This window comes from Massilia sp. W12 (genome assembly GCF_037300705.1).
Taxonomy (GTDB): Bacteria; Pseudomonadota; Gammaproteobacteria; order Burkholderiales; family Burkholderiaceae_D; genus JACPVY01.
The window spans coordinates 5,384,054-5,400,959 of sequence record NZ_CP147776.1 but is presented as its reverse complement, the minus strand read 5'-3'; the positions used below and the strand labels follow the sequence as shown (position 1 = coordinate 5,400,959).

The 16,906-nt window shown below is 54.3% G+C and carries 19 protein-coding genes and 1 pseudogene; 13 read left to right on the top strand and 7 right to left on the bottom strand.

What is annotated here, in order from left to right:
* Positions 1 to 4: 4 nt before the first annotated feature.
* Together V8J88_RS22225 and V8J88_RS22220 are read right to left on the bottom strand one after the other, a co-directional pair.
* Positions 5 to 814, bottom strand: coding sequence for a hypothetical protein (locus tag V8J88_RS22225; RefSeq protein ID WP_338846452.1), 810 nt, complete (start codon positions 812 to 814; stop codon positions 5 to 7).
* Between the two features lie 38 nt (positions 815 to 852).
* Positions 853 to 1,512 carry a hypothetical protein gene (locus V8J88_RS22220; RefSeq protein ID WP_338846451.1) on the bottom strand — a complete coding sequence of 220 codons (660 nt, stop codon included), beginning with the start codon at positions 1,510 to 1,512 and terminating at the stop codon, positions 853 to 855.
* 653 nt (positions 1,513 to 2,165) lie between these two features.
* On the opposite strand from V8J88_RS22220, the gene V8J88_RS22215 reads away from it, so the two are divergent.
* The 13 genes from V8J88_RS22215 to V8J88_RS22155 all read left to right on the top strand — a co-directional run bounded on the left by V8J88_RS22215 (position 2,166) and on the right by V8J88_RS22155 (position 11,563).
* Positions 2,166 to 2,501 carry an ATP synthase subunit I gene (locus tag V8J88_RS22215; RefSeq protein WP_338846450.1) on the top strand — a complete coding sequence of 112 codons (336 nt, stop codon included), beginning with the start codon at positions 2,166 to 2,168 and terminating at the stop codon, positions 2,499 to 2,501.
* Between the two features lie 2 nt (positions 2,502 to 2,503).
* Positions 2,504 to 3,343: a F0F1 ATP synthase subunit A gene (gene atpB, locus V8J88_RS22210; protein WP_338846449.1), complete on the top strand. Its 840-nt coding sequence runs from the start codon at positions 2,504 to 2,506 to the stop codon at positions 3,341 to 3,343.
* 73 nt (positions 3,344 to 3,416) lie between these two features.
* A complete protein-coding gene (atpE, locus tag V8J88_RS22205; protein WP_338846448.1) occupies positions 3,417 to 3,659 on the top strand; it encodes a F0F1 ATP synthase subunit C in 243 nt (80 codons plus the stop codon).
* Between the two features lie 72 nt (positions 3,660 to 3,731).
* On the top strand, positions 3,732 to 4,202 hold the full coding sequence (locus V8J88_RS22200; protein WP_338846447.1) for a F0F1 ATP synthase subunit B: 471 nt from the start codon (positions 3,732 to 3,734) through the stop codon (positions 4,200 to 4,202).
* Between the two features lie 2 nt (positions 4,203 to 4,204).
* Positions 4,205 to 4,738: a F0F1 ATP synthase subunit delta gene (locus tag V8J88_RS22195; protein ID WP_338846446.1), complete on the top strand. Its 534-nt coding sequence runs from the start codon at positions 4,205 to 4,207 to the stop codon at positions 4,736 to 4,738.
* Between the two features lie 57 nt (positions 4,739 to 4,795).
* A complete protein-coding gene (gene atpA / locus V8J88_RS22190; RefSeq protein ID WP_338846445.1) occupies positions 4,796 to 6,337 on the top strand; it encodes a F0F1 ATP synthase subunit alpha in 1,542 nt (513 codons plus the stop codon).
* Between the two features lie 29 nt (positions 6,338 to 6,366).
* Entirely contained in the window at positions 6,367 to 7,242 is an 876-nt protein-coding gene (gene atpG / locus V8J88_RS22185) for a F0F1 ATP synthase subunit gamma (protein ID WP_338846444.1), read from the top strand.
* Between the two features lie 66 nt (positions 7,243 to 7,308).
* The gene (gene atpD, locus V8J88_RS22180) at positions 7,309 to 8,706 is read left to right on the top strand and encodes a F0F1 ATP synthase subunit beta (RefSeq protein ID WP_338846443.1); all 1,398 of its coding nucleotides are present in this window, start codon (positions 7,309 to 7,311) and stop codon (positions 8,704 to 8,706) included.
* Positions 8,707 to 8,763: 57 nt separating this feature from the next.
* The gene (locus tag V8J88_RS22175; RefSeq protein ID WP_338846442.1) at positions 8,764 to 9,186 is read left to right on the top strand and encodes a F0F1 ATP synthase subunit epsilon; all 423 of its coding nucleotides are present in this window, start codon (positions 8,764 to 8,766) and stop codon (positions 9,184 to 9,186) included.
* A gap of 69 nt (positions 9,187 to 9,255) precedes the next feature.
* Positions 9,256 to 10,269 carry a M35 family metallo-endopeptidase gene (locus tag V8J88_RS22170; RefSeq protein WP_338846441.1) on the top strand — a complete coding sequence of 338 codons (1,014 nt, stop codon included), beginning with the start codon at positions 9,256 to 9,258 and terminating at the stop codon, positions 10,267 to 10,269.
* 57 nt (positions 10,270 to 10,326) lie between these two features.
* Positions 10,327 to 10,647: a hypothetical protein gene (locus V8J88_RS22165; RefSeq protein ID WP_338846440.1), complete on the top strand. Its 321-nt coding sequence runs from the start codon at positions 10,327 to 10,329 to the stop codon at positions 10,645 to 10,647.
* 154 nt (positions 10,648 to 10,801) lie between these two features.
* Positions 10,802 to 11,053, top strand: coding sequence for a hypothetical protein (locus tag V8J88_RS22160; RefSeq protein WP_338846439.1), 252 nt, complete (start codon positions 10,802 to 10,804; stop codon positions 11,051 to 11,053).
* Between the two features lie 126 nt (positions 11,054 to 11,179).
* Positions 11,180 to 11,563 (top strand): hypothetical protein, encoded by a 384-nt coding sequence (locus V8J88_RS22155; protein ID WP_338846438.1) that lies wholly within the window; start codon positions 11,180 to 11,182, stop codon positions 11,561 to 11,563.
* Between the two features lie 194 nt (positions 11,564 to 11,757).
* Here the strand turns inward: V8J88_RS22155 and V8J88_RS22150 are convergent, their stop codons facing one another.
* From V8J88_RS22150 to amrB, 5 genes and pseudogenes are all read right to left on the bottom strand, one after another.
* On the bottom strand, positions 11,758 to 12,147 hold the full coding sequence (locus V8J88_RS22150) for a kelch repeat-containing protein (RefSeq protein ID WP_338846437.1): 390 nt from the start codon (positions 12,145 to 12,147) through the stop codon (positions 11,758 to 11,760).
* Between the two features lie 125 nt (positions 12,148 to 12,272).
* Positions 12,273 to 13,810 (bottom strand): annotated as a pseudogene (locus V8J88_RS22145) (IS3 family transposase).
* Between the two features lie 27 nt (positions 13,811 to 13,837).
* Complete coding sequence (locus V8J88_RS22140; RefSeq protein WP_338846436.1) at positions 13,838 to 14,356, bottom strand: hypothetical protein; 519 nt, start codon at positions 14,354 to 14,356, stop codon at positions 13,838 to 13,840.
* Between the two features lie 58 nt (positions 14,357 to 14,414).
* Positions 14,415 to 15,512 (bottom strand): AmmeMemoRadiSam system radical SAM enzyme, encoded by a 1,098-nt coding sequence (amrS, locus tag V8J88_RS22135; RefSeq protein WP_338846435.1) that lies wholly within the window; start codon positions 15,510 to 15,512, stop codon positions 14,415 to 14,417.
* Positions 15,499 to 16,905 carry an AmmeMemoRadiSam system protein B gene (amrB, locus tag V8J88_RS22130; protein ID WP_338846434.1) on the bottom strand — a complete coding sequence of 469 codons (1,407 nt, stop codon included), beginning with the start codon at positions 16,903 to 16,905 and terminating at the stop codon, positions 15,499 to 15,501. The genes amrS and amrB overlap by 14 nt, the downstream gene beginning before the upstream one ends.
* Position 16,906: the final 1 nt, after the last annotated feature.

The following is a 16,906-nucleotide window of genomic DNA, read 5'->3' as shown; positions in this document are numbered from 1 at the left end:
CCGCTTATTTGTATTTGGAATCGATTTCCCAGACTGCGGTTTGCACCAGTCTTTGCACCATGGTGTCCAGACCAACGCCGCCGCTTTGCTGCTCCGACGCCCCGAGCACGCTGCTGCCCTTGGCCCCGACTTCCATTTTCAATTCTTTGTAGCCGGTGGCTTCCTGCTCGGTGGTGACGGCATTGATGATCTTGTAACGCATGCCAATCAGCCATACGCCGGTGGCTTCCTGAGTGTTGACCGAACCGGCCACCGCGCCGGCCACATTGCCGCCGGTGGAGCCGCCAAACAGCGCGCCGATGATGCCGCCCACTGCGCGCCCGTCAAAACCTTTTTTGGCTTCCGCGATTTGCTCAGCTTTCAGGATGTCGAATTTGATAATCCATTTGGTGGTTTTCAATTTGCCGATTTGCATCGTCTTCTTCGCCACTTTCGGATCGCCCAGGTTGTAGGCGAGCGAGATTTCATTCAAAACCTTGCCCAGGCCGCTGCGCTCCAAGACTTTGAAATTGGCGTTACCCAATTCCAATTCAGCATAGTCGGCGATATTGTTGGGGCCGAATTTCTGCATGAAATTCGCGTTATTGCTCTTCACATCGCCCGGCAGCACGATGATGGCCGGGCCTTTCTTGTCTTTGTTTTTGTACTCGATTTCCTTATACGCCGCGACATCGGCGGCGGCATTCGCTTTTTCAGACGTGGAGCTGCCGGCGGTCGGCGAGGGATTGCCGAATTCCGGGCCTTCAGCGCGTACGGCGGTTGACAGGGTCAGCAGGCCGGCCAGGGCGATAGTGATGGGAGAGAATTTTTTCATGGTGTCCTCTTTAAAAAACAATGGGCTTTCCGGTCCGGTCAGCGGGTCGCGCCCGCTTTTTTGCAATAGCTGCTATACAGTTCGGCGATCACTTCTTCGCCGCTTTCTTTAACAAGCTCCAGCGTGGCGCCGTGCACATTGGCCCCGGCCCCGCTGGCGTTACTTTTACTGGTTTCTGCAATCGTGCGGCCATCCGCGCCGCTCAGGGTGAATTGCATGTCAACATTGATTTGGTTGACCGGGATAATGGGATTTTGATTGGCTTCCGTCTCAATCACGCCGCGCAGCACATAGCTGGCCGCCAGCCGCTTCGAGGCCGACAGCGCGGCATCCGGGTCATTCTTGAAATAGGCATCGACTTCCGCCTGTGCGATTTGCTGGCGGATTTGCTCCTGGGTGTAGGTCTTCAAGCCCAGTTTGCGCAAACCGTGGTTAATGGCTTCGACATGGGCGCCGTAGCCGGATTGGCGCGTCATCAGCAAGCCATTACGCCGTTCTGCGATCAGCACCATGATTTTCTTTTGCTTCAAATTGCTGCGGCAGGGTGTGGCCAGCAGGGCGCGCAATTTATCCTCGCGCGCTTTTTCTTCCGCCTGCGCGCGCTGCTGTTCCTCCTGCTCGCTGGGAAACTTAAAGCCCTGTGCATTGCTGTGGCAAGCCAGGAGCAGGCCGCATATCAAACCGATGCTTCGCAACATGTCAAATCCTGTCAATAAATGGGTGGCAGAGTGAGGCTGTGCACGCAGACATAACCGAAGGAATGTAACGTGCATGCGCGCCTTTGTCAAAACTGTGCTGCATGCTTTGTTGCAAAGCAGCGCCAAGTCTGGAATTACGCCTCAGCCAGGCTTTGCGTGAGGATTTTGTATCAACGCTGCCGGTCAGCTTGCATCACTTCAAGCGGGAAATTGCACTGCTACTGCCAAGTGTCCATATTTTAATGTATTCGTAGCAATGTTTCATTATTTTATTTTCCAGATTGCAACAATGGCTAAAAGTGAGCACGATTTTTTATGATGTCTTCACTATAATATTGTCAAAGTAAAATCGTCTGTCTTTATACATTGGCGTATTTTATGAGTATCTAAAACAAATATTTAAAAATGGTAATAGCGACCAAAATATATTCATTACTGAATGCAAGGTTATTCATTCAATTTACAAATAACTGACATAAAAAATGATGATGATGCTTGACAAATAAAGCACGGATAGCAAAAAAATCACGAAAAAAACCCGCATCAGGGCGCGCATGCGTTTGACGTGCACGTCAGCTTGCCCTTATAATCCCCCGGCTTGGCAAGACCCGGACCTATTTTTCTGTCCGAGCACACTGGAAAGATACTTAAAGATGCTGCGATTGATCCTGGCCCAGATAGCGACTTCAGCCGTGGCCGCCGTGATCGCAGCAGTGCTCGGAGGTTGGCCCGCTGTGATTTCATTGCTGCTTGGAGCAGCAATTTGCATCTTGCCAAATGCATTGTTTGCGTTGCGTCTGTTTGTCAACGTAAGACGTGGAACAGCAAACCCGTTTTCTGTATTGATCGGGGAGTTGATCAAGATTGCATTGACCGTGGCCATGTTGGCGACGGTTGCTTGGCTGTACCACGGCATCAACTGGCTGGCGCTGATCGCTGGCATGGTCGTGGCAATGAAGAGTTATCTCATCTTATTGTTTAGGCTCTAGTTATGACAACTGAAACCGCGGCGAACGCTGCTAACCATGCGCCAACAGCTGGCGAATATATCAAGCACCATCTTGGCCACCTGAGCAGTCATCATCAGGACAAGATTGTGGATATGTCCATCGTCAATTACGACACCCTGTTTTTCTCGCTCACGCTGGGCTTGCTGGCCATCTTTATCTTGTGGCGGGCAGCGAAAAAAGCAACCTCCGGCGTTCCGGGGCGTTTCCAGGCCGCCATCGAAATCCTGGTGGAAATGGTGGAAGACCAATCCAAGCAAATCGTCCATGGCGACCGCAGCTTCATCGCGCCGCTGGCGCTGACCGTGTTCATGTGGGTGCTGTTGATGAACTCCATGGACTTCCTGCCGGTGGATTTGTTTGCCCGTTCCATGTATTGGCTGGGCTTCGGTGAGCCGCATTTGCGCGTGGTGCCGACGGCTGACCTGAACGGTACGATCGGCATCTCCTTCGGCGTATTCCTGCTGATGATTTATTACAACCTGAAGATCAAGGGTGGCGGCGGCTTTGTGCATGAATTGTTCTGCGCGCCGTTCGGTTCTCATCCGGCCCTGTGGATCTTCAACTTCTTGTTGAACCTGATTGAATTTGCCGCAAAAACCGTGTCGTTAGGCATGCGTCTTTTCGGCAATATGTATGCCGGCGAATTGATCTTCCTGTTGATCGCGCTGCTCGGCTCCACGGCAACTTGGTGGGGTTTTGGCATGCATTTGATTGCAGGTTCGATCTGGGCGATTTTCCATATCCTGATCGTTGCTCTGCAGGCGTTTATTTTCATGATGCTGACGCTGGTGTATATCGGCCAGGCGCATGAAGGCCACTGAACGCGGCAGCGCCAGATTTAGCAGTATTTACGTTTTTCCATTTTTTGACTTTTGACTATCTAAGGAGTTTTCAATGACTACTGTCGCTTTCGTTGCTTTGGCTTGCGGTTTGATCATCGGTCTGGGCGCTATCGGCGCTTGTATCGGTATCGGTATCATGGGCGGCAAATTCATCGAGGCTTCTGCCCGTCAACCGGAACTGATGAACACCCTGCAAACCAAGATGTTCCTGTTGGCCGGTCTGATCGACGCAGCATTCCTGATCGGTGTTGGTATCGCCATGATGTTTGCATTCGCCAACCCGTTTGGCGCCTGATCGCCGATTCTCAGGCCGAACCCCGGGCAAACCGGGGTTCGGCTTAAGTCACTTTGAGAAGGGAAGGTAACGATGAATCTGAATGCAACATTTATTGCGCAAGCAGTAGTGTTCTTCATCCTGGCCTGGTTCACCATGAAGTTTGTGTGGCCGCCGTTGATTAACGCACTGGATGAGCGCGCAAAAAAAATCTCTGATGGCCTGGCCGCTGCAGAACAGGGCAAAAACGCCCGCGCTGCCGCAGACAAGGAAATCGCCTCGCTGTTAAACGCAGCCCGCGATGAAGGCGCCAAGCGTGTTGCAGACGCTGAAAAGCGTGCTGCCATGAGCGGCGATGAGATCAAAGCCAACGCCAAGGCGGAAGCGGATCGCATTCTGGCGCAAGCCAAAGCCGATGCTGAACAGCAAGTGGCGCGTGCGCGTGAAGAACTGCGTGCGCAAGTCGCAGCGTTGGCGGTCAAGGGTGCTGAACAGATTCTGCGTCGCGAAGTCGACCAGGCTGCTCATGCTGATCTGTTGAAACAACTCGCAACCGAGCTGTAATCATGGCAGAACTTGCAACCGTCGCCCGTCCTTACGCTGAAGCCCTGTTTCGCGTTGCGCGCGAAGGGGACTTGAACGCGTGGTCTGAGCTGGTGGCCGAAATGGCCCAGGCAGCAGCCCATCCGGAAGTCCTGGCTTTGGCGCAAAACCCCAACGTCTCCGACGCCGATATGGGCGCTTTGTTTGTGGCTTTGCTGAAATCGCCGGTAACGGCGCAGGCAAAGAATTTCATCGACATGCTGGTCGAAAACCGTCGCATCGCGCTGATGCCGGAAATCGGCGCGCAATTCCACGCGTTGAAAAACGCCAGCGAAGGCGCGGCGGATGCCGTTATCACCAGCGCTTTTCCCCTGGCTGATGGCCAGGTGACGGAATTGATCGCGTCGCTGGAAAAGAAATTCGGCCGCAAGCTCAACCCATCGGTCATCGTGGACGCCGCGCTGATCGGCGGTGTGCGCGTGGAAGTTGGCGATCAGGTGCTCGACACTTCGGTGCGCGCCAAGCTGCAGCAAATGCAAGTGGCGCTGCTGGCCTGATCCCCTCACGCTGCACCTGCCTTCGTGCAGGCCAAGAGAAAACTATTAGGAGTTAGTATGCAACTCAATCCTTCTGAAATCAGCGAATTGATCAAAAGCCGCATTCAGGGCGTAGGCGATTCCGCTGAGATTCGCAATCAGGGCACGGTGATTTCCGTGGCCGACGGCATTTGCCGCATCCATGGCCTGTCCGAAGTGATGCAAGGTGAAATGTTGGAATTCCCGGGCAACACCTTCGGCCTGGCGATGAACCTGGAACGTGACTCTGTGGGCGCGGTTATTCTGGGTGAATACGAGCACATCTCTGAAGGCGATACCGTGAAATGCACGAATCGCATTCTGGAAGTGCCGATTGGCCGTGAACTGGTGGGCCGCGTGGTGAACGCGCTGGGCCAGCCGATCGACGGCAAAGGCGCCATCAGCACCGCTGAAACCACCCCGATCGAAAAGATCGCGCCGGGCGTTATCGCGCGTGAATCCGTGGGCCAGCCGATGCAAACCGGCTTGAAATCGATTGACTCCATGGTGCCTATCGGCCGTGGTCAACGTGAATTGATCATTGGCGACCGTCAAACCGGTAAGACCGCCGTGGCGATTGACGCCATCATCAATCAAAAAGGTCAGAACATGACCTGTATCTACGTGGCGATCGGTCAGAAAGCTTCGTCGATCAAAAACGTGGTGCGTGCGCTGGAACAACACGGCGCTATGGAATACACCATCGTGGTGGCCGCTTCCGCTTCCGAATCCGCTGCAATGCAATACATTGCACCGTATGCCGGCTGCGCCATGGGCGAATACTTCCGCGATCGCGGCGAAGACGCGCTGATCATCTATGATGACTTGTCCAAGCAAGCTGTGGCGTATCGTCAAATCTCCCTGCTGCTGCGCCGCCCGCCGGGCCGCGAAGCGTATCCGGGCGACGTGTTCTACCTGCACTCCCGTCTGCTGGAACGCGCTGCACGCGTGAACGCCGACTATGTGGAAAAGTTCACCAATGGCGCTGTGAAGGGCAAGACCGGTTCGCTGACCGCACTGCCTATCATTGAAACCCAGGCTGGCGACGTGTCCGCATTCGTGCCGACCAACGTGATTTCGATTACCGACGGCCAGATCTTCCTGGAAACCTCGCTGTTCAACTCCGGCATCCGTCCTGCAATTAACGCAGGTATCTCGGTGTCGCGTGTGGGTGGCGCTGCGCAAACCAAGGCGATCAAGGGCTTGTCCGGCGGTATCCGTACCGACTTGGCGCAGTATCGTGAACTGGCTGCATTCGCGCAGTTCGCATCCGATCTGGACGAAGCGACCCGTAAGCAGCTCGACCGTGGCGCCCGCGTCACCGAATTGCTCAAGCAAAACCAATACGCTCCGCTGCCGATCTCGCTGATGGCTGTGTCGCTGTTCGCAGTGAACAAGGGCTTCATGGACGATGTGGAAGTCAAGAAGATTCTGCCGTTTGAAGCTGCGCTGCACGCCTATATGAAGACCAAACAGGCTGCTTTGCTGGCCAAAATTGAAGAAACCAAACAAATCGACAAAGACAGCGAAGCTGCCTTGTCCGCTGCGGTTGCAGACTTCAAGAAAACCGGCGCATATTGAGCCTCACAACTGGCAAGGAGTAAGGACTCATGGCAGTAGGCAAAGAGATACGCGGCAAGATCAAGAGCGTAGAAAATACGAAGAAGATCACCAAGGCGATGGAAATGGTTGCCGCATCCAAAATGCGCAAAGCGCAGGACCGGATGCGCGCCGCCCGCCCGTATGCCGACAAGATTCGGAATATCACGTCGAATCTGGCGCAAGCCAACCCGGAGTACACGCATCCATTTTTGGCCAAAGCCAAGACCAGCAAGGCCGGCAAGATCGGTTTCATCATCGTCACCACAGATAAAGGTCTGTGCGGCGGTATGAACACCAACGTGCTGCGCTTAGTCACCAACCACATCCGCGAAGCAGAAAAAGCGGGGCAGCAAGTGGAAGCGGTGGCGATTGGCAACAAAGGTCTGGGCTTTTTGAACCGTATCGGCGCCAAAGTGGTGTCGCAAGCGGTGCAAATCGGCGACACGCCGCACCTGGAAAAGTTGATCGGGCCGGTCAAGGTCATGCTCGACGCTTACCAGGAAGGCAAGCTGGATGCGGTGTACCTGTGCTACACCCGTTTTATCAACACCATGCGCCAAGAGCCGGTGGCGGAGCAATTGCTGCCGTTGGCTTCTGACAAGCTGAAGGCGGACAAGGGATCCCATGGCTGGGATTACCTGTACGAGCCGGATGCGCAAGTGGTGATTGACGAACTGCTGGTGCGCTATGTCGAGGCGCTGATCTATCAGGCCGTGGCGGAAAACCTGGCGTCGGAGCAATCGGCGCGGATGGTGGCGATGAAGGCAGCGAGCGATAACGCGGGTAACGTGATTGGTGAATTGAAGCTGGTCTATAACAAGACCCGTCAAGCTGCAATTACCAAGGAATTGTCCGAGATTGTCGCCGGCGCGGCTGCGGTGTGATAAGGATTTCGCCGGTCGCCTGCGGGCGTCGGCTGGCAACCATTTTTTAATATTGAAGGAACGAACATGGCTGAAGGCAAAATCGTTCAGTGTATCGGCGCTGTGGTGGACGTAGAGTTCCCGCGCAACGCGATGCCCAAGGTGTTTGACGCCTTGAAGATGGAAGGGTCGGAACTGACTCTGGAAGTACAACAGCAATTGGGCGACGGTATCGTGCGCACCATTGCACTGGGCAGCTCCGACGGTCTGCGTCGCGGCATGAAGATCCAGAACACCGGCAAGCCGATCATGGTGCCGGTGGGCAAGGCGACCCTGGGCCGTATTATGGACGTGCTGGGCAACCCGATCGACGAATGCGGTCCGATCAGCCTGGATCAAGTGGCATCGATCCACCGCAAAGCGCCGGCATACGACGAACTGTCCCCCTCGCAAGAACTGCTGGAAACCGGCATCAAGGTGATTGACCTGGTGTGCCCGTTCGCCAAGGGCGGTAAAGTGGGTCTGTTCGGTGGCGCGGGTGTGGGCAAGACCGTGAACATGATGGAACTGATCAACAACATCGCGAAGGCGCACTCCGGTTTGTCCGTGTTCGCCGGCGTGGGTGAGCGTACCCGTGAAGGTAATGACTTCTACCACGAAATGGCTGACGCCAAAGTGGTGGATCTGGAAAACCCGACCAACTCCAAGGTATCCATGGTGTATGGTCAGATGAATGAACCGCCGGGCAACCGTCTGCGCGTGGCGCTGACCGGTCTGACCATTGCGGAATCGTTCCGTGACGAAGGCCGTGACGTGTTGTTCTTCGTGGACAACATCTACCGCTTCACCCTGGCCGGTACTGAAGTGTCCGCACTGCTGGGCCGTATGCCTTCCGCAGTGGGCTATCAGCCGACGCTGGCGGAAGAAATGGGCCGTCTGCAAGAACGTATTACCTCGACCAAAGTTGGCTCGATTACCTCGATCCAGGCCGTGTACGTCCCTGCGGATGACTTGACCGACCCGTCTCCTGCAACCACCTTCGGTCACTTGGATTCGACCGTTGTGTTGTCGCGTGACATTGCTGCGCTGGGTATTTATCCTGCAGTGGACCCGCTCGACTCGACCTCGCGTCAGCTGGACCCGCTGGTGGTGGGCCAAGAGCACTATGAAACCGCACGCGCAGTGCAGGGCACCCTGCAGCGCTATAAAGAATTGCGTGACATTATCGCGATTCTGGGTATGGACGAACTGGCGCCGGAAGACAAGCTGGTGGTGGCGCGCGCCCGTAAGATGCAACGTTTCCTGTCGCAGCCTTTCCACGTGGCGGAAGTGTTCACCGGTTCGCCGGGTAAATACGTGTCGCTGAAGGAAACCATCCGTGGCTTCAAGATGATCGCCTCGGGCGAACTGGATCACCTGCCGGAACAAGCGTTCTACATGGTGGGCACGATCGACGAAGCGATTGAAAAAGGCAAGAAGCAATAAGCTTTCAGCCCGCCGCCCCGGCATTTGCGGGGGCGGCATTAACCGGACAGGAATCCCATGGCACACACTATTCACGTTGACGTGGTCTCGGCGGAAGAGCAAATCTTCGCTGGCGAGGCTGAGTTTGTCGCGTTGCCTGGTGAGGCTGGTGAATTGGGTATTTATCCCAAGCATACCCCGCTGATTACCCGCGTCAAGCCGGGCGCGGTGCGCATCAAGGTGGCTGGCAAGAGCGAAGAGGAATTCGTCTTCGTCGCTGGCGGCATTCTTGAAGTGCAACCGGGCACGGTAACGGTTCTGGCTGACACCGCAATTCGCGGCCACGACCTCGACGAAGCAAAAGCCAACGAAGCAAAAAAACTGGCCGAAGAAGCACTGGCCAACCGCGACACCAAAATTGACTATGCAAAGGCGCAGGCAGAACTGTCCGCCGCCGTTGCACAGCTCGCCGCAATCCAGAAACTGCGCCAAAAGCGTTGATTTCTGCGACTTGATACTCCCGCGCCGTGAGGCGCGGGGGGATTTATACATCAAAAAGTGGGGATTTTCATGACTGAAAGAAATTTCAGGGAAAAAGTCTACGAAAAATGCATGGAAGTTGTTAAGACTCACAAATTTCCTGGTGAGTGGTCAACATTTCTTAGAACAAATGTATTAGTCACAGAAATTTTCAATGATAATGGCCCATTTCCGTCTGCTGTGACGGGATTGAATCTATTCCGCCTAAAAATAGTGGATGAAGCAAAAAAGCAAAATATTTCAATTCCAGAATTAATAGTAAAAATTGCCAAAGCGGGTGAGCCATATTCAAAATGGAACACACGGGCAGCGTTCATGAAAGTGATGTTACATTTTACTAAAAAGGCAAATAGACATGCACAGGAAATATGGATTTATTCTCCTCCTGTAGCTTACTGGCGTTGGATATTCGATTTACTCAACGGAACAGACTCTAAAGTTTTGATGTGGCTTAAGAAAGATGAAGAAGTCTATTCTGAATTTGAGAAAGAAACTATGGTTGATTCTGTTCAGATGGCATTAGCTGTATCACAGAAGGCAATTAGTTTACTTGGAAGTCCAGACGAAAGAACACTTAGAATAGTAGAAAAATGGTTTATAGAGTCTGAAAAAGATTTGGTTCAGGTTAAACAAGTTGCTGCTACATTGTTAGATGGATTTAAAAAAATATCAGATATTTGTAATTCAAATAAATTGATATTTTCAGATGATCCATTTGACAGAAAAAGCCTTATTGAATATGAAGAGAAATTTGGAAGTGTCTATAAGCGTGCTGAAAAGAATATGTATGTTATGTATATTGCAGGGGGATATAAAAAAGCAGTCAATATTGGCGAGCATTGGAAATGCGCATTAACAGTTCTACATGAGGCATCCCATATTGGGGTCTCGACTGGAGATGTCCGCTATGACACAAGAGGTTTAAAACCTTCCATTATTTTCCCTGCTGCACAGGCAATCAAAAATGCCGATTCGTGGGCATATTTTGCTATGGATCTGGCAGGTTATTTGCCTGCTAATACAGATAGCGTTGTATATTTTTAATCAGGAGGACATATGAGAAGGGGGCCAAGACAAATCCCGGCAGTGGAATTGAATGGAATGAAGATTGAAGTTCTCCATTTTGGGAAAGATGCAGGTTTGGAACAAAATGGAGGATATTTAGAAATAAAAGATGCCAATAGCAATCAGCACTTATTTTTTATAAAAATCTATGACATAAAATATAACCCAAAAAAAGAAGATGATGTGCAAGACATGTTTATCATTGAAATGGGTGTGAGGGATGGCGTGGTTAGAATAAAAGAGGAACATGGACGGGTTTATGCCATTAATTTGACCGAGCGCTCTGCCGAAATGGTATATTCTCCGTATGAAAGTGAGAAAAAAATAATCAAGCAAAATAGAAAAAGTCAGGTCTGAGGGCGGAAATGCCAGATATTGGGGTGCAAGATAGTGCAGCCCGGTAGGGTGGGCACGTTTTTGTGCCCACGCGGGATAATGAATATGGTTATATTTGTTGAATCCATGCTACCGGGTCGAATTGAGAAAAATAATTCTATAAAAGAGGTAAGTGATGAATGATGAAATATTTACGGCTGAAATAAGCCAGGATCATAAATTGCAACTCCCGGCAGAAGCCATTGAAGTGCTGGGAAGCAACCAGTCAATTTTTCTTAAAATTGACAAGGAAAAGAGGACTGTTGTGCTTTCGTCTGCGCATCCTGATATATTGCATAACCGAGAAATTATGGATCAAATTGTGGCATTGAACGAGGAAATGGGTTTATACGAGTTTGATACACCAGAATCTGAAAAGAAAGTATGACAGTGCGCCGCGTGGGCACAATAAAACTGTGTCAATTCTGCCGGGTAGAATTGTTGTCAGCTATCCACTTTCAAATATGAGTGAACCACATGCTTGAAAAGATGTGCCTGAAAACAAAAGGAATGCATGCAAATGAAGATTAGCGAGGTTTGCGGATTTCATACATGGGCGCGTCTGGCATTGGATAATGCAAGCATTTCATTTGAAGATGCTAATTGGCGAATGGATTGGTTTGGGAAAAATGATGGGCGATACCTTGTTTTAAATTGCCGACTCGGCCATGAAACAGAGTATGAATATACTTTTTTGCCAATGCAGGAGGGAAGGGATCATCTGCGCTTGATTGACATTTTTGAATCTCTTCGTGAGTTTGAATATAGCTTAAGCAATATATTAATTTACTTGGAACGTGTTGAATTTGATTTAAACGAAATTGGAAGCCGGGTTGATTTGCCACCAATTTCTGTGACAAGGCATTTTATTAAAGGAAAGTATATATCCCGCAGTTGAGTTTCACGCTGTCATTCCCGCATGGCTTTAGCGCGAATCCAGTTCTACCCAAATGGTCGCCATCTGAATATGTCGAAGTCACTGGATTCCCGCCTTCGCGGGAATGACGATGCACCCTACATTCTCAAGCAAGGGATAATCGCCGCTGAAGAACGCCTGTTGCGAAAAGCAAGGTGAGCAGCGGTGTTTTTTACTTATCCACACCCCAACCCCGCCATCTCCACCACCGCACTCCCCTGCGCCGCATGGCTATTTCCCGCACTTAAACTCCCGCCCACCACCCACACCGCATTGTTGAACCACACCGCCCGCGCGAAATTGCGTGCTTGTGGCAGCGGCGTTTGTGTGCGCCATATCTTATCCACAGGCGCATAGCTGAATACCTCAGCCAAAACCTTGCCACTGCTTTGAGATTCGCCGCCGAAAACCCACAGCTTGCCGCAATGGCTGATAGCGCCGGCTGTGCCGCGCGGCGGGATGCCGGGTGCGCTTTGCCATCCCGTTTCCGCTTGAAAACGATACACATCGCCAAAATCGCTATACCCGCTGCGGCCGCCTATCGCATACAGCGCGCCATCCAGCACCGCCGCCGCCGGGCTGCCTTCAGAACGGGGCAGGGCGGGCAGGCTGCGCCATTGGCGGCTGTTGAAATCATAAGCCAGGTGTTCATCCAGCGGAGCGTGTCAAGGTAGTTGTCGCAAAAAATCGATTAAGCAACCATGCGCTGGTCCAGCTTTGATGGCGGATTAAGCCAGACCTCATTGGGCGCCAGCCAGGGCCGTGTATGACGCTTCCAGCGCAGCGGATGGCGTTGCCGGGCTTCGGCATAAACGTCGCGTCGGCGCTCCAGGATCGCATTGGCGGCGCCCGTATGGCGCTGCTCCGGCGTCACATAGGCCAAGGCGCTGTGCAAATGGGTGCAGTTGTACCAAGTCACAAATTGCAGTGTCCAATCCCGAGCCTGCGCGATGCTCTCAAAGCCTTTGGCTGGATAGCTGGGCGCATATTTACAGGTGCGGAACCACGCTTCGATATGGGCATTGTCATCGGAGACGCCAGGCCGGCTATGCGAGGAGCCGATGCCCAGCATTTCCAACTTGCTCTTGAGCGTGTGCGAAGTTTGCGCAGCACCGTTATCGGCATGCAGCACCAATGGCGTGCAGCGGCGCTGTTCACGCCAGCAGGCGCGCTCAATCAGTAAAGCAGCTTCCTCACCATTTTCCCGCTCGTGGACTTCCCATGCGACCAGTTTGCGGCTGTAAATATCGAGCACGGCATACAGATAAAAATACTGGCCGCGCACCCGGCTGGGCAGGTACGTCACGTCCCAGCTCCAGACCTGGTTGGGGCCATGGGCGACATGGCGCACCGGCTCGCTGGCCACAGGAGCCTTGCTGCGACCCCGGTGATGCTGCTGGTCGGCGCTTCTCAGCACACGATAGAACGACGATTCCGATGCCACATACGCTCCCTCGTCGGCCAGCCGCGGCACGATCTGCGCTGGCGGCAAATCGGCAAAGCGCGGTTCATGACACAGTTGCAGGATGCGCTGACGTTCTTCATCAGACAGTTTGTGCGCAGGCGCTGGCCGCTCTGCCTCCGGTCGGCCGTCAGGACGAATTTCACCGTCACAACGCCAACGTTCCAAGGTGCGCACGCTTAGACCGAGTTCGGCGCATGCCAATGCTAAACGCGCACCAGCCTTCCGGGCCTGCAGAATATCGGCGATCATTTCAAGGCGCTGGGGCAACGCAGTCATGCGTCCTCGCCGTCGATCCCCAGCGCCTCGTACTTTCGGGACAGAACCAGCAAGGCCGCTGTTTCCGCCAGCGCTTTTTCTTTACGCCGCAAATCCTTTTCCAGCTCCTTGATGCGCTTTTTGTCTTTGGCCCGGGCTGCAGCATCGGCTTGACTGCTCTGGCTGCTAAGCGCAGCGTGCATTTCTGTGCGCCAGCGCTCCAGTTGCGCTACCAGCAAGCCTTTACGGCGGCAATACTCAGCCAGCTCTGCTTCGTTCAGCGGCGCCGCTTCCAGTACTGCAGCAAATTTGTCCGCAGCACGCCATTGCTCGGGGTTTTGTCCGTCGCCAGGCACAACACGACCGGCTTCACGGGCCTGCTTCCGCCACAGGTAAAGCGTAGCCTCTGGCACGCCGCTTATCTCAGCGACCTCGGCCACAGACTTGTTTTGTGGTGCGCTCATCAGCTTGAGCACATGTTCTTTCTTCTCTTGTGTGTATTTCATTATCGTCTGTTCCATCGCCCCCGGGATGGATTAGAACTCCAAATCACTGGAGGCGACAACTATTTTGACACGGGGGGCCAGCGTGCGCTCATCATTGCCGCCGCCAAACACATGCAGCCGGCCTTGGTAGATGGCGCTGGCGTGGCCGCCGCGCGGCGCCGGCAACGGGGTTTCCTGCTGCCAGCGCCGGATTTGTGGATCAAAGCGCCAGACTTGCGCGCCGGGAATATTGCTGTCAGTGAAAAAACCGCCGATCAGCCAGAGTTGACCATCATGCATGACAGCAGTCGGCGCATTCAAGCCGCCTGCCGGCAATTGGCTGATGACGCGCCATTGCCGGCCATCAAAATGCTCAACTTCCAACACCGGCTTACCGCCGACGCCGGTGCCGCCGAGCACATAAATTCCGCTGTCATCCGCCGCCACCGCATGCGCGGCGCGTGCAAACTGCATAGGCGGCGCGCTTTGCCATTGCAGCGCAGTGGAAGAGGGCGGGCTGGCGCAGGCGCTCAGCAGGGCAAGCACAGGCAGTAAATAGTTGAAGGACATGGCGCAAACCCGGAAAGATGGAATCGCGCTTGGACTGCAGAAATGGGCTTGAGTTGCCTCAGCTTTGCTGAATCCTGACCGCAATCCGTCTGGCCCCAAACGGTGCGCCGAATTTTTCATAGCGCCCGGCCAATTGCCAGCCGCAATAGCGGCATTGGCCGCGCTCATTCAAGGCGTAGTGCTGGATTTGATACCAGTCGCGCACAATCACGGCGCGCGCGCAGTGCGGGCAATATGTGCTGCCGCCTTCGCTGTCATGCACATTGCCGGTGTACACATAGTGCAAGCCGGCGTCCTGGGCGATTTTGCGCGCGCGCTGAAGGGTGGCGGGCGGGGTGGCCGGGGTGTCGCGCATTTTCCAATCCGGATGAAAGGCGGTGAAATGCAGCGGCACATCCGGCCCCAGATGGCGCGCCATCCATTTCGCCTGCGCTTGCAACATGGCGTCATTATCATTCTGGCCGGGAATCAGCAAGGTGGTGATTTCCATCCAGCATTGGGTTTCATGCCGCACCATTTCCAACACATCCAAGACCGGTTGCAAACGCGCGCTGCAAAGTTCGCTGTAAAACTGTTCGGAAAAACCTTTCAAGTCGATATTCGCCGCATCCATCACGCTGTAAAACGCGCGTGCCGCATCCAGATGCATATAGCCGGCGGTCACCGCCACGGCTTGCACACCCTGGGCATGGCAGGCTTGCGCGGTGTCGATTGCATATTCGGCGAAAATCACCGGGTCGTTATAAGTGAAGGCTACGCTTTTGCTGCCGACCTGGCGCGCGGCGCTGGCGATGCGCTCGGGGCTGGCCTGATCCATCAGCCTGTCCATATCGCGCGATTTGGAAATATCCCAGTTTTGGCAAAATTTGCAGCTCAGATTGCAGCCGGCGGTGCCGAAAGACAGAATGCTGGAGCCGGGGTAAAACTGGTTCAACGGCTTTTTTTCAATCGGATCGACGCAAAAACCGGAGCTGCGGCCATAGGTGGTCAACACCATTTGCCCTTCGTGCATGGCGCGCACAAAGCACAGGCCGCGCTGGCCTTCATGCAATTTGCATTCGCGCGGGCAAAGATCGCATTGAATCCGCGCCGGCCCGCCATCGTCCGCCAGCGCATGCCACCAGCGCGCCGGGTGCAGGCTGTCAGGCGGGTTCATGCGCACCCTCCTTGTATTTTTGCACCTGGTAGCGCCACAAGCGCAGGTCCGCCGGCCAGCTGTGCGGCGGCAGGCCGGCTTTGTGTTTCAGGTGCGCCATGAAATCGCTGACATCCGGCAATTGCTCCCACACCTGCGGCAGGAAGGTGCTGCGGCGGCTGCCGCTTTGCAAAATCACGCCATCAATTTGTGGCCGCAATTGCGCCAGGGCTTCCGCTTCGCTCTTGAAATAGATGGGGCTGGCCGGCGACAGCACAGAAATTTCGATGCGGGTGACGGCCAGTTCCTGCGCTTGCAGGGGCGGGAAGCGTGGATCGCGCAGGGCTGCGCTCAGTGCGTTTTCCTGCAAGTCTTCGAGTAAGGGGCGATAGGCTTCAAGCGAACCGATGCAGCCGCGCAATTGGCCGTTTTGGCTCAGGGTGACAAAGGTCGCCGCCGGCATCTGCAATTGCCGCATCAGAGCTTGATTGACTGACAGCTCCAGGGCGGCAAGCTGAGGTTCAAAATGGCGCTGCAGCGCATGACGTGCAATTTGCAATAGCAGCGCGCCGATGTGTTGCGCACCGGCCTGCGTTTGCGGCGCTTCATACAGCGCCAGCGCGGCATAACCGACCACGCGTTGTTTATCGCCGGCGGTGTCGCCGGAATTGACAGCCTGCAGTAATGCAATCTTCATGCCACGTTGCTGCGCCAGCAAGGTCAGACCGTTCAGCGGGCGCATGCCGCAAGCCTGCTCACCGGAATGCAAGGCTTGTAAATTCAGCAGCTCTTGCAGGGTGGCGCGGTCAATCGCCTGTGCTTGCTGGTAGGGATGGTAGTGCGACAGGTCTGTGCTGATCACAATCAGGGTTTCCGGCCCGCCCCAGACTTGCGCCAAAACTTGGGCGACTTGTTGCGCGTCGGCATCGCCCACCGCGAGAGGAATCAAGACAAATTCCTGTAACACGCTTTGCAGAAACGGTAAATGCACTTCCAGCGCATGTTCTTGCGCGTGCGCCTGGTCGCTGCACACGACTTGCGGCAGCTTGCTCAGCTGCGCCAGCGCGGCTTTATCCAATATGACTGCGCCCAGCGGGGTGTAAAAGGCATCGATCTGACGGTAATCGGGAAGCGCCAGACCGTGCACGGCAACGCGATGACAGGGGCCGAGCAAGACCACGCGTTTGATTTGCGCGGCCCAGGGTTTGAGTAATGCATAAGCATGGCCAGCCGTGGCGCCGGAATAGATATAGCCGGCATGCGGCGCGATCAAGACTTTCGGGCAGCCGGCCTGTTCCGTGGCGGGGGCTTGTTGCAGATAAGTCTCAACTGCTGTGCGCAGCTCCTTGGCGTCCAGCGGATAAAACACGCCAGCGACTGCCGGGCGGCGTGCGGTGAGGGTGGCGGCGTTCATG

Excerpts from the sequence above, each read along its gene's own strand:
- V8J88_RS22225 (WP_338846452.1), bottom strand. The coding sequence starts at position 814 with ATGAAAAAATTCTCTCCCATCACTATCGCCCTGGCCGGCCTGCTGACC.
- V8J88_RS22220 (WP_338846451.1), bottom strand. The coding sequence starts at position 1,512 with ATGTTGCGAAGCATCGGTTTGATATGCGGCCTGCTCCTGGCTTGCCAC.
- V8J88_RS22215 (WP_338846450.1), top strand. The coding sequence starts at position 2,166 with ATGCTGCGATTGATCCTGGCCCAGATAGCGACTTCAGCCGTGGCCGCC.
- atpB (WP_338846449.1), top strand. The coding sequence starts at position 2,504 with ATGACAACTGAAACCGCGGCGAACGCTGCTAACCATGCGCCAACAGCT.
- atpE (WP_338846448.1), top strand. The coding sequence starts at position 3,417 with ATGACTACTGTCGCTTTCGTTGCTTTGGCTTGCGGTTTGATCATCGGT.
- V8J88_RS22200 (WP_338846447.1), top strand. The coding sequence starts at position 3,732 with ATGAATCTGAATGCAACATTTATTGCGCAAGCAGTAGTGTTCTTCATC.
- V8J88_RS22195 (WP_338846446.1), top strand. The coding sequence starts at position 4,205 with ATGGCAGAACTTGCAACCGTCGCCCGTCCTTACGCTGAAGCCCTGTTT.
- atpA (WP_338846445.1), top strand. The coding sequence starts at position 4,796 with ATGCAACTCAATCCTTCTGAAATCAGCGAATTGATCAAAAGCCGCATT.
- atpG (WP_338846444.1), top strand. The coding sequence starts at position 6,367 with ATGGCAGTAGGCAAAGAGATACGCGGCAAGATCAAGAGCGTAGAAAAT.
- atpD (WP_338846443.1), top strand. The coding sequence starts at position 7,309 with ATGGCTGAAGGCAAAATCGTTCAGTGTATCGGCGCTGTGGTGGACGTA.
- V8J88_RS22175 (WP_338846442.1), top strand. The coding sequence starts at position 8,764 with ATGGCACACACTATTCACGTTGACGTGGTCTCGGCGGAAGAGCAAATC.
- V8J88_RS22170 (WP_338846441.1), top strand. The coding sequence starts at position 9,256 with ATGACTGAAAGAAATTTCAGGGAAAAAGTCTACGAAAAATGCATGGAA.
- V8J88_RS22165 (WP_338846440.1), top strand. The coding sequence starts at position 10,327 with ATGAAGATTGAAGTTCTCCATTTTGGGAAAGATGCAGGTTTGGAACAA.
- V8J88_RS22160 (WP_338846439.1), top strand. The coding sequence starts at position 10,802 with ATGAATGATGAAATATTTACGGCTGAAATAAGCCAGGATCATAAATTG.
- V8J88_RS22155 (WP_338846438.1), top strand. The coding sequence starts at position 11,180 with ATGCAAATGAAGATTAGCGAGGTTTGCGGATTTCATACATGGGCGCGT.
- V8J88_RS22140 (WP_338846436.1), bottom strand. The coding sequence starts at position 14,356 with ATGTCCTTCAACTATTTACTGCCTGTGCTTGCCCTGCTGAGCGCCTGC.
- amrS (WP_338846435.1), bottom strand. The coding sequence starts at position 15,512 with ATGAACCCGCCTGACAGCCTGCACCCGGCGCGCTGGTGGCATGCGCTG.
- amrB (WP_338846434.1), bottom strand. The coding sequence starts at position 16,905 with ATGAACGCCGCCACCCTCACCGCACGCCGCCCGGCAGTCGCTGGCGTG.